This is a genomic window from Microbispora sp. ATCC PTA-5024 (assembly GCF_000511135.2).
Lineage (GTDB): Bacteria > Actinomycetota > Actinomycetes > Streptosporangiales > Streptosporangiaceae > Microbispora > Microbispora corallina.
On record NZ_KI866523.1, the window covers coordinates 831,331 to 843,517 of the forward strand.

13 protein-coding genes are annotated in these 12,187 nt (G+C 72.2%); 8 read left to right on the forward strand and 5 right to left on the reverse strand.

Annotation, left to right across the window (positions count from 1 at the left end):
- Positions 1-73 precede the first annotated feature (73 nt).
- The 3 genes from MPTA5024_RS43525 to MPTA5024_RS16410 all read left to right on the forward strand — a co-directional run bounded on the left by MPTA5024_RS43525 (position 74) and on the right by MPTA5024_RS16410 (position 4,549).
- A complete protein-coding gene (locus MPTA5024_RS43525; RefSeq protein ID WP_036324904.1) occupies positions 74-544 on the forward strand; it encodes a hypothetical protein in 471 nt (156 codons plus the stop codon).
- Positions 541-1,716, forward strand: coding sequence for a zinc-dependent alcohol dehydrogenase (locus MPTA5024_RS16405; RefSeq protein WP_036324905.1), 1,176 nt, complete (start codon positions 541-543; stop codon positions 1,714-1,716). Before MPTA5024_RS43525 ends, MPTA5024_RS16405 begins: the two co-directional genes overlap by 4 nt.
- Before the next feature lie 508 nt (positions 1,717-2,224).
- The gene (locus MPTA5024_RS16410; RefSeq protein ID WP_051458248.1) at positions 2,225-4,549 is read left to right on the forward strand and encodes a HelD family protein; all 2,325 of its coding nucleotides are present in this window, start codon (positions 2,225-2,227) and stop codon (positions 4,547-4,549) included.
- Here MPTA5024_RS16410 and MPTA5024_RS16415 read toward each other — a convergent pair.
- From MPTA5024_RS16415 to MPTA5024_RS16425, 3 genes are all read right to left on the reverse strand, one after another.
- Entirely contained in the window at positions 4,496-5,023 is a 528-nt protein-coding gene (locus MPTA5024_RS16415) for a Rieske (2Fe-2S) protein (RefSeq protein WP_051458249.1), read from the reverse strand. The two genes, MPTA5024_RS16410 and MPTA5024_RS16415, sit on opposite strands and share 54 nt — an antisense overlap.
- A 77-nt stretch (positions 5,024-5,100) precedes the next feature.
- Positions 5,101-6,183: a hypothetical protein gene (locus MPTA5024_RS16420; protein ID WP_036324907.1), complete on the reverse strand. Its 1,083-nt coding sequence runs from the start codon at positions 6,181-6,183 to the stop codon at positions 5,101-5,103.
- Positions 6,184-6,369: 186 nt separating this feature from the next.
- Positions 6,370-6,762: a hypothetical protein gene (locus MPTA5024_RS16425; protein ID WP_051458250.1), complete on the reverse strand. Its 393-nt coding sequence runs from the start codon at positions 6,760-6,762 to the stop codon at positions 6,370-6,372.
- A 248-nt stretch (positions 6,763-7,010) separates the two neighbouring features.
- On the opposite strand from MPTA5024_RS16425, the gene MPTA5024_RS16430 reads away from it, so the two are divergent.
- A complete protein-coding gene (locus MPTA5024_RS16430; RefSeq protein WP_036324908.1) occupies positions 7,011-7,541 on the forward strand; it encodes a peptidylprolyl isomerase in 531 nt (176 codons plus the stop codon).
- A 103-nt stretch (positions 7,542-7,644) separates the two neighbouring features.
- Positions 7,645-8,511 carry a rhomboid family intramembrane serine protease gene (locus tag MPTA5024_RS16435; protein WP_036324909.1) on the forward strand — a complete coding sequence of 289 codons (867 nt, stop codon included), beginning with the start codon at positions 7,645-7,647 and terminating at the stop codon, positions 8,509-8,511.
- A 63-nt stretch (positions 8,512-8,574) separates the two neighbouring features.
- Here MPTA5024_RS16435 and MPTA5024_RS16440 read toward each other — a convergent pair whose 3' ends face one another.
- Positions 8,575-8,820, reverse strand: coding sequence for a cell division protein CrgA (locus tag MPTA5024_RS16440; RefSeq protein ID WP_036324910.1), 246 nt, complete (start codon positions 8,818-8,820; stop codon positions 8,575-8,577).
- A 170-nt stretch (positions 8,821-8,990) separates the two neighbouring features.
- Between MPTA5024_RS16440 and MPTA5024_RS16445 the strand changes: the two genes are divergently transcribed.
- Entirely contained in the window at positions 8,991-9,590 is a 600-nt protein-coding gene (locus tag MPTA5024_RS16445; RefSeq protein ID WP_036324912.1) for an anthranilate synthase component II, read from the forward strand.
- A 256-nt stretch (positions 9,591-9,846) separates the two neighbouring features.
- Here MPTA5024_RS16445 and pknB read toward each other — a convergent pair whose 3' ends face one another.
- On the reverse strand, positions 9,847-11,703 hold the full coding sequence (pknB, locus tag MPTA5024_RS16450; RefSeq protein ID WP_036324913.1) for a Stk1 family PASTA domain-containing Ser/Thr kinase: 1,857 nt from the start codon (positions 11,701-11,703) through the stop codon (positions 9,847-9,849).
- A 41-nt stretch (positions 11,704-11,744) separates the two neighbouring features.
- Between pknB and MPTA5024_RS42225 the strand changes: the two genes are divergently transcribed.
- Both MPTA5024_RS42225 and MPTA5024_RS42230 read left to right on the forward strand, forming a co-directional pair.
- The gene (locus MPTA5024_RS42225; RefSeq protein WP_198167187.1) at positions 11,745-11,984 is read left to right on the forward strand and encodes a hypothetical protein; all 240 of its coding nucleotides are present in this window, start codon (positions 11,745-11,747) and stop codon (positions 11,982-11,984) included.
- A gap of 6 nt (positions 11,985-11,990) precedes the next feature.
- Positions 11,991-12,187 (forward strand): hypothetical protein (locus MPTA5024_RS42230; RefSeq protein WP_198167188.1); only part of this gene is annotated, 197 nt, incomplete at its 3' end.

Genomic DNA, 12,187 nt, shown 5'->3' on the forward strand with positions numbered 1-12,187 from the left:
CTCGAATCCGGCGGGATGCCCGCCCCCTCCTCGGGTAGCACGCAGGAAGCTGTCCGGATTAGGGGGCTAAATCATGAAACGTGCAATTATCGGCGCACTGGGGCTCGCCGCCGGCGGCGTCGCGGTGGCCCGATGGCTCGCCTCCCGCCGGGTTCCGGCCGCGTTCGAGGACGAGGCGACGCGCTGGCTGGGCGTCACCGTCAACCGCGAGCAGGACGAGATCATGCCGGGCGGCCGCCTCCCGGAACCGCTGGCCGGGCTGGACGCCGAGGTGCGCGTGAACCGGGCCCCGGGCGGCCGGGGCACCGAGCTGTACGCCCGCCCCCGGGAGCACGTCCCGACGGGCGCCACCGCCGTCCTGTCCCGCATCCGGGGCGACGACCCCCGCCAGGCGGTGCGCGAGGCCCTGCGCGAGGCCAAGTGCGTCGCCGAGACGGGCGAGGTGCTGCGGTCGGACGCCCCGGTCGGCACGACCCGGCCCACGCTGCCGGGCAAGGTTCTGGACGCGGCGCTCCGGCGGGCGCCGGGAGAGGGGCGACTGTGAAGGCGGTGTGCTGGCAGGGCGTCAACGAGCTGTCGGTCGAGCAGGTGCCCGACCCGGAGATCCTCAACGCCCAGGACGCGATCGTGAAGGTCACTGCGAGCACGACCTGCGGCTCCGACCTCCACCTCCTGGGCGGCTACATCCCGGCCATGCGCGCCGGCGACGTCATCGGCCACGAGTTCCTCGGCGAGATCGTCGAGGTGGGCCCGGAGGTCTCCCGCCACCGGCCGGGCGACCGCGTGGTGGTCTGCTCGATCATCGGCTGCGGCCGGTGCCGGCCCTGTACGGACGGCATGTGGTCGCTGTGCGAGAACAGCAACCCGAAGCCGGGCCTGACCGACCTGATGTGGGGCGGCTCCACTGCGGGGATCTTCGGCTACTCCCACGCCATGGGCGGCTTCCGGGGCAGCCACGCCGAGTACATCCGGGTGCCGTTCGCCGACTACAACGCGTTCACGGTCCCCGACGGCGTGGACGACATGGACGCGCTGTTCGCCTCCGACGCGGCGCCCACGGGCTGGATGGGGGCCGACCTCGGCGGGGTCCGCCCGGGCGACGTGGTGGCCGTGTGGGGCTGCGGCGGCGTCGGCCAGATGGCCGCCCGCGCCGCGATGCTCCTCGGGGCCGAGCGGGTGATCGCGATCGACCGCTACCCCGAACGGCTGGCCATGACGGCGCGCCACGTCGGCTGCGAGGTCGTCGACTACACGAGCACGGACGTGAACGCCGAGCTGCGGGAGCGGACCGGCGGACGGGGTCCGGACGTGTGCATCGAGGCCGTCGGCCTGGAGGCGGAGGGCACAGGCCCGCAGCGGATCTACGACGGGATCAAGCAGCGGCTCCGCCTGGAGCAGGACCGGCCGATCGCGGTCCGCGAGGCGATCCACGCCTGCCGCAAGGGGGGCTCGGTCTTCGTGCTGGGCGTCTTCACCGGCTTCGTGGACAAGTTCCCGCTCGGCGCGCTGATGAACAAGGGCCTCACCCTGCGCGGGGCCCAGCAGCACGGGCAGCGGTACATCCCGCACCTGCTCGACCTGATCGCGCGGGGCGAGCTCAAGACGTCCCACCTGGCGACCCACACGATGACGCTCGACGACGGGCCCCGGGGCTACGACATGTTCAAGCGCAAGAAGGACGGCTGTGTACGGGCCGTCTTCCGCCCCTGGATCTAGGCGTCTCGACGGCGGTCTCCCGCTCTCCGACAGCCCGCCGCCCCGGCGTCGGGCCGGGGCGGCGGGCTCGCGAGCTCAGCGGGTGGCTGGGGCGGCCAGCCGTTCCGCCTCTTCGTGAAGCGCCTCGACGAGGAGGAGCTCGAGCCGGAGCTCCTCGTCCACGAGGCTGTCCAGGACGTCCATCCGGGCCTCCTTGATTGCAAGACGTCCCGCGGCATTCAGCGGTTCACCGGTCGCATAAGCGAATTCCGGTATGGAACTGAATGATGTGACCGGCTTGACCCGGTCACAGCGGGTTCCCGCATGTCGTGGCACTACCCCGGCGCGCTGTGACATCACTCCCAAGCGTCACCCGTTTCACACAGACGACAGAGGCGGCACGCGCGGAGGAATCACACGGAGGAAGAGGACGAGCATGGCGACGGACGGCCCGATGCCCTAGGATGAGAGATCCTTTGCATTCGCACGGCAAAGACAGAAAACTCTCTAGAAGGAGTTTATCAAACACATGGCATCCCGTCAATCCGGCACGGCCCGCGCCGAGGCGCTGCGGGAGGAGCGGTCCTACGTCTCCATGCTGTACGAACGGCTCGACGTCGCCCGTGACAAGGCTCGGCGCGCGCTGAGCGAGGTGTTCGGCCGCGGCGCCGCCGGCACCCGGCAGGCGCTCGTCGAGCGGGAGGTCTCGGCCGGCGAGTACGCGCGCCGGGTGGCCCAGCTGTCGGCCGTCGAGCGGGGGCTGTGCTTCGGGCGGATCGACGACTCCTCCGGCCTGACCCTCTACATCGGACGGGTGGGGCTGCGCGACGACGACCACGAGTCGGTCCTGGTCGACTGGCGGGCTCCGGCGGCCCGGCCCTTCTATGTGGCCACCCCCGGCGACCCCGGCACGCTCGTGCGGCGCCGCCACCTGCACACGCGTGACCGCACGGTCGTCGACGTCGACGACGAGGTGTTCGACCTGGACCGGATGAGCGAGGGCGACCGCCGCACCCTGGTCGGCGAGGCCGCGCTCATGGCGGCGCTGCGCCGCGGCCGGACCGGGCGCATGGGCGAGGTCGTGGCCACCATCCAGGTCGAGCAGGACCGGGTCATCCGCTCGGGCCTGGCCGGCGCGCTGGTCGTGCAGGGCGGGCCGGGGACGGGCAAGACGGTCGCCGCGCTGCACCGCGCCGCCTATCTGCTCTACGCCCACAGGGCCACACTGGAGCGGCGCGGCGTGCTCATCGTCGGGCCGAACGCCACGTTCCTCCGGTACATCGGCCACGTCCTGCCGGGGCTCGGCGAGACCGAGGTGGTGCTGTCGAGCCTGGGCGAGCTGCATCCCGGCGTCCACGCCACGGAGGAGGACCCGCCGGCGACGGCCGTGGTGAAGGGCGACCCGCGGATGGCCGCGGTGATCGGGGAGGCCGTCCGCGACCGTGAGCGCGTGCCGGACGGCGAACTGGAGGTGGCCGTCCCCGTCCGCACGTCGATCCGCGGCGGGGTGGAGGTGGTGGTCGAGGAGATGACGCTCCGCGTCGACCACGCCACCTGTCGGCGGGCCCGCGACCGCGCCCGGTCGCTGCGGCGCCCGCACAACCTCGCCCGGCGGCGATTCGTCGACGACCTGCTCGTCGCCCTCGCGCGGGACGAGGCCGCGCAGCTCGACCGCCCGGTGGACGCCGACGACCTGCGGTACGCCGCCGCCTCCCTCTGGCAGCACGCCTCCGTCAGGGCCGCGCTCGACGCCCTGTGGACCGACATCGGCCCGGAACGGCTGGTCGCCGAGCTGCTGTCGGACGGGGAACGGCTGCGCGCGGCCGCCTCGCCGTACCTGACCGAGGAGGAACGCGCGGCTCTGCTGCGCCCGCGCGATGCGCCCTGGACGGTGGGCGACGTGCCGCTGCTCGACGAGGCGGCCGAGCTGCTCGGCGAGGACGACGGCGCGGAGCGGGCGCGGCGGCGCGAGGCGGAGGCGCGGCGCCGCGACGAGGAGCTGTTCGCGCGGGAGGTGCTCGTGGTGAACGAGCTCGACGAGCAGATGGACGCGGCCTCCGTCGCCGGGCGCAACCGCGACGAGGGCCCCTTCCTGACCACGGCCGACCGGGCCACCCGCGACCGGACCTGGGCGTACGGGCACGTGATCGTGGACGAGGCCCAGGAGCTGTCGCCGATGGCGTGGCGGACCGTGATGCGCCGGGTCCCGGCCCGTTCGCTGACCGTCGTGGGCGACGTCGCGCAGACCGGCTCGGCGGCCGGCGCCCGGTCGTGGGCCGAGGCGCTCGACCCCTATCTGGAGGGCCGCTGGCGGGAGGAGCGCCTGACCGTCAACTACCGCACGCCGGCGGAGATCATGGAGGTCGCGGCCGACGTCCTGCGGGCCGTGGCGCCCGGCGAGGAGCCGCCCGAGTCGGTCCGGGACGGCGAGGCCCCGCCGCGCGCCCTCCCGGCCGCGGAGACCGACCTGCGCCGTCTGGTCGAGGAGGAGATGCGCGCGATCGGGGAGGGCCGCCTCGCGGTCGTCGTGCCCGACGGCCGGTACGGCGAGGTGGCCGGGCTCCTGGCGCCGTACGTCGAGGCGGCCGACCCGCTGGACTCCCCGGTGGCCGTGCTCACGGTCCGGGGGTCGAAGGGACTGGAGTTCGACGCGGTCGTGGTCGTCGACCCCGCCGCGATCCTCGCGCAGTCGCCCAAGGGCGGCCAGGACCTCTACGTGGCGATCACCCGGGCCACCCGGCGGCTGACCGTGGTCCACGAGGGTCCGTTGCCGCCGATGCTCCGGCGGCTCGCGGGCGGCTCAGGCGAGCCGGATGACACCCTTCCTGACCTTGATCTTCTTCTTGGGGAGTGAGCGGGTGGCCGGGCCCCTGACGACGTGACCGTCGGAGATCGAGAACCTGCTCCCGTGGCACGGGCAATTGACGGTGCCGCCGCTGATCGTCGCCACCGTGCAGCCCATGTGGGTGCACTTGGCGGTGAAGCACCGGAAGACGCCCTTGGACGGCTGGGTGACGACGTACTTCCCTTTGATGATCTTCCCGCCGTGCAGGGGGATGCTCGAGGTCTTCGCGAGCACCGCCCCCTGCGCGGCGGCCTCGCCCTCCCTGGTCTCCTCGGACGCCTCCGCCGGCTCGGCGAAGGCCGCCCGGGTGAACAGGGCCGCCGTTCCGGCGAGCACGGCCTTGGCGAACAGGGCGCGCCGGCCGGACGCCCGCGCGGGCGGCTCCGGGACGTCCTGCGTCGCGGGGGGTTCGGGGGTCTCGGCTCGGGGGGTGGCGGAGGGGTCGGCGGGCCCGGGGAACTCGGACATGACGGGCTGGGACATGTCACACCTTTCGCGGCGTGGACCGGACATCCTCAGTACGGCCCGCCGGTCCCGCCGGTTCACGCCCCCCCTGGCGGTCACGCCGGGAAGGAGGGGTGCGGGCCGAGGGCCCAGTACTCGAACAGCCCGTGGCCCACGATGCCGTCGTACTCGAACCGTCCCACGGCGTCGACCATGCCCCACATGCGCGCCGCGTCCTCCGGCAGCGTGTACGTCACGCCCTGGACGACCGGTCCCCGGCCCTGGTACATGCCGTGCCGCCAGTCGGGCTCCAGCCCGTACCCGGTGCCGGCCATGAGGTGCACGGGCAGGATCGGCGTGCACCTGACGTCGAACGGCTTGCCGCCCGGCGGCGCGAACGCGATGACGGCCGACTCCACCTCCCGGGTCCCCTCGCGGTAGACGGGCCGGTACTCGGGCCGGCCCAGGTACTCCTCCTCCCGGTCGTCGCCGAAGCCCCACACGCGTACGGCCTCCTCCAGGAGGCGGCGGCCCTTCTCGTCCTCCTGGACGATGCACAGGATCGCGTGGTCGTCGAACTGCATGGGCGCGTAGAGCCAGTAGAAGGTTCCGGCGTTCCTGGCCTGGATGCCCGGCGGCTCGGGCTCGCCCACCGGCCGGATGCCCCACGACCGGTCGCGGGTGCCGCGCCAGCGGCCGGGGCTCACCTCGACGCGCTCGTCCCCGATCGTGATGTGGCCGCTCCACCGGCCCGTCTGCGCCAGCCGTACGGAGTCGAAGACGACCCGCTCCTGCCAGCGGAGGAAATGCCGGGGCTCCAGCGTGGCGGGGATCGTGCCCTCCCAGGCCAGGTCGAACGACAGCCCGTGCTCGTTCGGCTCCAGGACGACCCGCAGGGCGCGCAGCCCCTCGACGACCTCGACGCGGAACGGCCCGACGGCCGTGTCCATCCGGTCCGCGCCGAGCTCGCGGGACGCCCGGACGACCCGGTGGAGGTCGCGGTGGCGGACGCAGGCGAACGCGTCGGTCACCCCGAGGTTGGGGTACTGCCCGAGGCCGACGATCAGCATGAGCTCGTCGGAGCAGGGGTGGCAGTTGAAGTAGTAGCGGTCGTAGAAGTTGCGGTCCGACGTGGTCACGTGCCGCATGACCTGGGGGGCCTGGTGGACGGGGAAGTCATCGAGCGGCGACAGCGTCATGCTGCGTGTGTAGTCCCGCCTCCCCGGCCCGTCAACGCCCCAGCCTTCCGGCCCGTCGACGCCCCGCCACCCGGCCCGTACACTGTGCCGTCTCCCCGGCCCGTCGACGCCCCGCCTCTCGGGCGGGGAACGCGTACGGCCGGCGTCGGGGGGACGCCGGCCGTACACGCGGAGACGGTCGGACCGTCAGGACAGCTTTCCGGAGATCTCGTCGCCGGTCTTCTCGACCTTGTCGCCCACCTCGCCGGCCTTGTCCCCGACCCACTTGCTGGCGTCGGAGCCGGTGTGGCGCATGCTGTCCCTCATCGTGTCCGTCCACCGCTGGGCGTTGTTGCGGTACATCGCCACGCCCACGGCGCCGATCGCCGCGCCGCCGAGCAGCGCCACGACGGGCCAGCGCCTTCGGGTGCGCCGCGCGGTCGACACGTCGATCCGCCTGGCCAGCTCGGCGAGGAACGCGCTCACGATCGGAGCGATCTGCTCCTCGACCGACTGCGCGGCCTGGTCGAGCTTCGGCGCCGCCCAGATCCGGGCGTCCTCGATCCGGTGCGAGGCCAGATCCCGCGCGGTCTCGGCCATGGGACTCACCCTGCCTCCGGCCCGGGTTGCCTGGACCCTCATCCGGTCCAGCCACGTCTGCGGAATCGCGATGTCGACGCGGCGCCTTCTTCTCATTGTCAGGGACACGATCAACCTCCCCTATCGACGGGGCCCCGTGACGACCCCTTCCCGCATGGTCGTCGCTCAATCACGACCGGTGCTCGGAGGCATCCTCGATACCCTGTTAACCGGACAACTAACACCAGTGCATAAAGGGGGCGGCCTTCGTGGCTGAGAACCTCATCGCGAACCTGCGGACCAACCGGGGCACCATCCGGGTCAAGCTCTTCCCGAACAAGGCGCCGAAGACCGTACGCAACTTCGTGGAGCTCGCCGAGGGCACCCGGGAGTGGACGCATCCCGGGACCGGCGAGAAGACGACCGACAAGCTGTACAACGGCACGATCTTCCACCGCGTCATCAGCGGCTTCATGATCCAGGGCGGCGACCCGCTCGGTCAGGGCATCGGCGGCCCCGGGTACGACTTCGACGACGAGATCCACCCGGAGAACCAGTTCAACCGGCCGTACCTGCTGGCCATGGCCAACGCGGGCAAGCGCTTCGGCAAGGGCACCAACGGCTCGCAGTTCTTCATCACCGTGACGCAGACGCCGCACCTCAACCAGGGCCACACGATCTTCGGTGAGGTCGTCGAGGGCAGCGAGGTCGTCGACGCGATCGCCAAGACGCCGACCGACGGCCGGGACCGCCCGCTGGAGGACGTCGTCATCGAGGACGTCACGATCGAGCGTTCCTGACCGTTCGCGGGCAGCGATCGGGTCCCGGCCGCCGAGAGGCGCGGCCGGGACCCGATCGGCTTATAGGCTGGTTCTCAGTGGACCCGCCCCTTGGAAGGACTCCATGACGTCCCAGCCACCGTCGCCCACGCCGCCGGGCGCGGAAGCGATCCCGTACTGCTACCGGCATCCCGACCGCGAGACCCACGTCCGCTGCCAGCGCTGCGAGCGCCCGATCTGCCCCGACTGCATGCGCGAGGCCGCCGTCGGCCACCAGTGCGTGGAGTGCGTCCGCGAGGGCAACCGCACGGTGCGGCCGGCCACGGCCGTCTTCGGCGGCGCCGCCGTCGCCGCGCCCCGGGTCACCTGGGTCCTGCTCGCCCTCAACGTGCTGGCGTACGGCGCCGAGGTCCTCATGCCCGACGAGGTCCTGCGCCGGTTCGAGATGTGGTCGTACGGCGTGTACCGGGGCGAGTGGTGGCGCCTCATCACGAGCGCCTTCCTGCACGCGCCGCCGCCGTCGTTCTGGCACATCGTGTTCAACATGTGGGCGCTGTACGCCATCGGCCCCGAGTTGGAGCGGCGGCTCGGCTCGGCGCGCTACGCCGTGCTCTACCTGCTGTCGGCCCTCGGCGGCTCGGTCGCCGTCTACCTGTTCGGCACCCAGGCGGTCGGGGCGTCCGGCGCGATCTACGGCCTGTTCGGCGCGCTGTTCGTGGTGGCCCGGCGGCTCGGGTACGACGCCCGCGGCGTGCTCTGGCTGATCGGGATCAACGTGGTGCTGACGTTCGTGGTCCCCGGCATCAGCTGGCAGGGGCACCTCGGCGGCCTGGCCGCCGGCACGCTCGTCACGCTCGGCTTCGCCTACGCGCCCGCCCGCAACCGCGCGGCCGTCCAGTTCGGGACGGCGGTCGCGGTGCTCGTCGCCCTGGTCCTGCTGGTGACGGCGCTGCCGCCGGGCGCGTACCCGATCCCCGGTGTCACGGGCTGAGATCGCCGCTGCCCACAGGCTGTGGATAAAGACTGTGGAAAGATAGCGCCCAGCCCCGTCCGATCAGCGCCAGCGGGTGGAAAGCACCACTCCGGCGATGATGAGGCCGAAGCCGGCCAGCAGGTTCCAGTTGCCCAGCGCCGCCATCCCCGGGAAGGACGGCGCGATGTAGTAGATCGCGATCCACGCGATGCCGATGATCCAGCACGCGACCATCACGGGCGCCAGCCACCGGGGGCTGACCTTGACCGTCTGCGCCTTCTGCGGCGGGGTGTAGACGGCCTTCTTGCGAGTCTTCGACTTGGGCACGGGATCTCCTGGTGGGCACCCGCGTCGTTCGTGCGGGCTCTGTCGATAGCGTAGTCGCTGGGGCGGTGAAGTCCCGAGCAAGGATAGTCGGCGCGGCCGCGCGGCGGCGATTCCTCGTGTCCGATTGGCGTAGTCTGAGGGTCCTAATCTCCTCTTCGCACGGTGGCCGCATGACCGCGATTCGCGTGCTCGTCGTGGACAATCATGACAGCTTCGTCCACACGATCGTGCAGTACCTGCGCGGGCTCGGCGCCGACTGCGACGTCCGGCCCCGCGACCACGTCACGCTCGCGGACACCAAGGGCTTCGACGGCGTGCTCGTCTCGCCCGGCCCCGGCGCCCCCGAGGCGGCCGGCGTCAGCGTCCCCCTCGTGCTCCACTGCGCGGAGCGCCGGCAGCCGCTGCTGGGGGTCTGTCTCGGCCACCAGGCCATCGCCGTGGCGTACGGCGCCACCGTGGCCCGCGCGCCCGAGCTCATGCACGGCAGGACGAGCCTCATCTCCCACGACGGGCGCGGCGTGTTCGCCTCGATCCCGTCGCCGGTGTCGATGACGCGCTACCACTCGCTGGCCGTGATCCCCGGCACCGTTCCGGACCCGCTGGAGGTGACCGCGACCACCCCGGACGGCGTCATCATGGGCCTGCGGCACCGTGAGGCGCCCATCGAGGGCGTGCAGTTCCACCCCGAGTCGGTGGTGTCGGAGCACGGCCACCGCCTGCTGGGAAACTGGCTCGACCAGATCGGCCGAAATTCCCCCGGAACCCTGTAACGCTCGCCGTCCCCGTGACGACTACTGGATGAGGGCTTCCGCCATTGCCCCCGAGTGGCGGAAGCCCTCTTCGTCGTTCCGGAACCCGTCGCCACGGAAACCGGGCCTGTCGTTCGGAACCCGTCGCCACGGAAACCGGGCCTGTCGTTCCGGACCGGTCGCCACGCGCACCCGGGCCTCCACGCGCGGAGGGGGCCACGCGGGCCGGTCGCCCGCGTGCCCCCTCTCGCGATTCGCCTGCCGCCGGGGCGGTCCGCTAGTTGCCGAACGGGTTGTCGCCGTCGCCACCGAGGTCCACGCCGCCGCCGTCGTCGGTCGGCTGGTCGGTCGGCGTCTGGTCCGTCGGCTGGTCGGTCGGCAGATCCGTCGGCTGCTGCGAGGGGCCGCTGGAGACGGTCAGCGTGATCGTGGTGCCCTGCTGGAGCTTGGCCCCCGGCTCCGGCGCCTGGTCGATCACGTTGCCCTGCGGGACGCTGTCGCTCGGCTGCTCGACGGTCTTGACCTTGAACCCGGCGCCCGTGAGCGTGCTCTTCGCGTCCGCCAGCGTGAGGCCGACCACGCTCGGGACCTCCACGGTGTCCTTCGGCACGTACAGCCGGATCAGGTCGCCCTTGGACGCCTTCTCCCCGGGGGCCGGGTTGGTGTCGAACACCTTGCCCTGCGGCTTGCTCGACGCCTTGGACACGATGCTGACCTTGAGACCCAGGGCCTCGAGCTCGGCCCGCGCCTCCTCGGGAGACTTGCCGAGCACGTCGTCGGGGATCGTGACCGACTCCTCGCCCTTCGACAGCACGACGGTGACCGTGGCGCCGGGGTCGGCCATCTCCTCGCCGGCCGGGTCCGTGCTGATCACGGCGCCCTTCGGCACGTCGGAGCTGAACTGCTCGGGCCCGTAGGCGATCTTGAACCCGGCGCCCTTGAGCGCCTGCTCGGCCGCCTCCTTCGTCTGGTTGACGACAGACGGCACCTTCACCTGGTTGGCGGTGTTGCCGCCCGAGCTGAGGAACGCGTACCCCACGCCGATGAACGCGCCGATGATGGCCAGCGGGATGAGGATCCACGCGGCCGTCTTGAGGGCCGTGTTGCCCCCGCCGCTGCGCCGCCGCCCGTCGTATCGGCCGCCCCGCTCCTCGGGGCCGTACTCGTACTGGGGGATGGACCGGGTGCCCTGGGTGGGGACGCCGCCCGCCGTCGTCATGGTCCGCGTGCGGTCGCCGCCGCCGCCGTACGTGCTGTAGTTGCTGGCCAGGGCCATGGTCTGGGGGTCGACCGGCATGCCGGACAGGGCGCGCTGGAGGTCGCCGCGCATCTCGGCCGCGCTCTGGTAGCGCTGGATGGGGTCCTTCGCCATTGCCTTGAGCACGATCGCGTCGGCCCACTTGGGGATCTCGGGGTCGATCCGCGACGGCGGGATGGGGTCCTCCCGCACGTGCTGGTAGGCGATGGCCACCGGCGAGTCGCCGGTGAACGGCGGCTGGCCCGTCAGCAGCTCGTACAGCACGCAGCCGGTGGAGTAGATGTCGCTTCGGGCGTCGACCCGCTCGCCGCGGGCCTGCTCCGGCGACAGGTACTGGGCGGTGCCGATCACCTGGGCGGTCTGGGTCATCGTCGCGGCCGAGTCGGCCATGGCCCGGGCGATGCCGAAGTCCATGACCTTGACCTCGCCGTTGATCGTCAGCATGATGTTCGCCGGCTTGATGTCCCGGTGCACGATGCCGCCGCGGTGGCTGTAGTCGAGCGCCCGCAGGATGCCGTCGACCAGCTCCATCGCGCGCTCGGGCAGCAGCCGCCGGTCGGCGCGCAGCAGGTCGCGCAGGGTCCGCCCGTCGACGAACTCCATCACGATGTACGGCACGGGGGTGCCGTCGACCATGTCCTCGCCGGTGTCGTAGACGGCGATGATCGAGGGGTGGTTGAGCGAGGCGGCGGACTGGGCCTCCCTGCGGAACCGGGCCTGGAACGTGTGGTCCCTGGCCAGGTCGGATCGCAGCGTCTTGATGGCGACGACGCGGTCCAGACGGATGTCCCGGGCTCGGTACACCTCGGCCATGCCGCCACGCCCGACCACGCCGTCGAGCTCGTAGCGTCCGCCGAGAAGTCGTGGCTGAGTCATTTCCTGCACTGTCCCTTGCCGTTCATCTTGGGGTGCCGCCGGTGTCCATCATCGATGCCTTTCCTCATCACGTCCCCTCATCCGGAGGGCTCGTGTCGGTCGGGTCGTCGACGGGGGTCGAGGTCTCGCTCGGCGCCGGGGTCGGGGTTGACGTCGGAGTAGGGGTGGGGGTCGCGGACGGAGCCTGCGTCGGCGTCCGGGTGGCAGGTGCCGACGTGCTTACCGTAGCCGACGGCGAGGCCGCGGGCGCCGCCGACGTCGCCGGAGTGGCGGGCCGGTGAGACCGCGTGACCGACGGCGAGGGGCGGTGTGAGGGGGACGGCGACGTGGTGGGCGTGGTCGTCGTCTCCACGGGACCGCGGCCGGTGTCGTCGGACGTGAAGGCGGTGAAGGCGAGCACGCCCGCGCCGACCGCGACCGCGCATCCGGCGGCGGCCAGCAGCACCACCGCGGGGCGGCGGCGCCGGCCCGGCCGGCCCGGCCC

What these genes read in the sequence shown, in the direction of transcription:
- MPTA5024_RS43525 (WP_036324904.1), top strand. Translation starts at nt 74, where the DNA reads ATGAAACGTGCAATTATCGGCGCACTGGGGCTCGCCGCCGGCGGCGTC.
- MPTA5024_RS16410 (WP_051458248.1), top strand. Translation starts at nt 2,225, where the DNA reads ATGGCATCCCGTCAATCCGGCACGGCCCGCGCCGAGGCGCTGCGGGAG.
- MPTA5024_RS16415 (WP_051458249.1), bottom strand. Translation starts at nt 5,023, where the DNA reads ATGTCCCAGCCCGTCATGTCCGAGTTCCCCGGGCCCGCCGACCCCTCC.
- MPTA5024_RS16420 (WP_036324907.1), bottom strand. Translation starts at nt 6,183, where the DNA reads ATGACGCTGTCGCCGCTCGATGACTTCCCCGTCCACCAGGCCCCCCAG.
- MPTA5024_RS16425 (WP_051458250.1), bottom strand. Translation starts at nt 6,762, where the DNA reads ATGGCCGAGACCGCGCGGGATCTGGCCTCGCACCGGATCGAGGACGCC.
- MPTA5024_RS16435 (WP_036324909.1), top strand. Translation starts at nt 7,645, where the DNA reads ATGACGTCCCAGCCACCGTCGCCCACGCCGCCGGGCGCGGAAGCGATC.
- MPTA5024_RS16445 (WP_036324912.1), top strand. Translation starts at nt 8,991, where the DNA reads ATGACCGCGATTCGCGTGCTCGTCGTGGACAATCATGACAGCTTCGTC.
- pknB (WP_036324913.1), bottom strand. Translation starts at nt 11,703, where the DNA reads ATGACTCAGCCACGACTTCTCGGCGGACGCTACGAGCTCGACGGCGTG.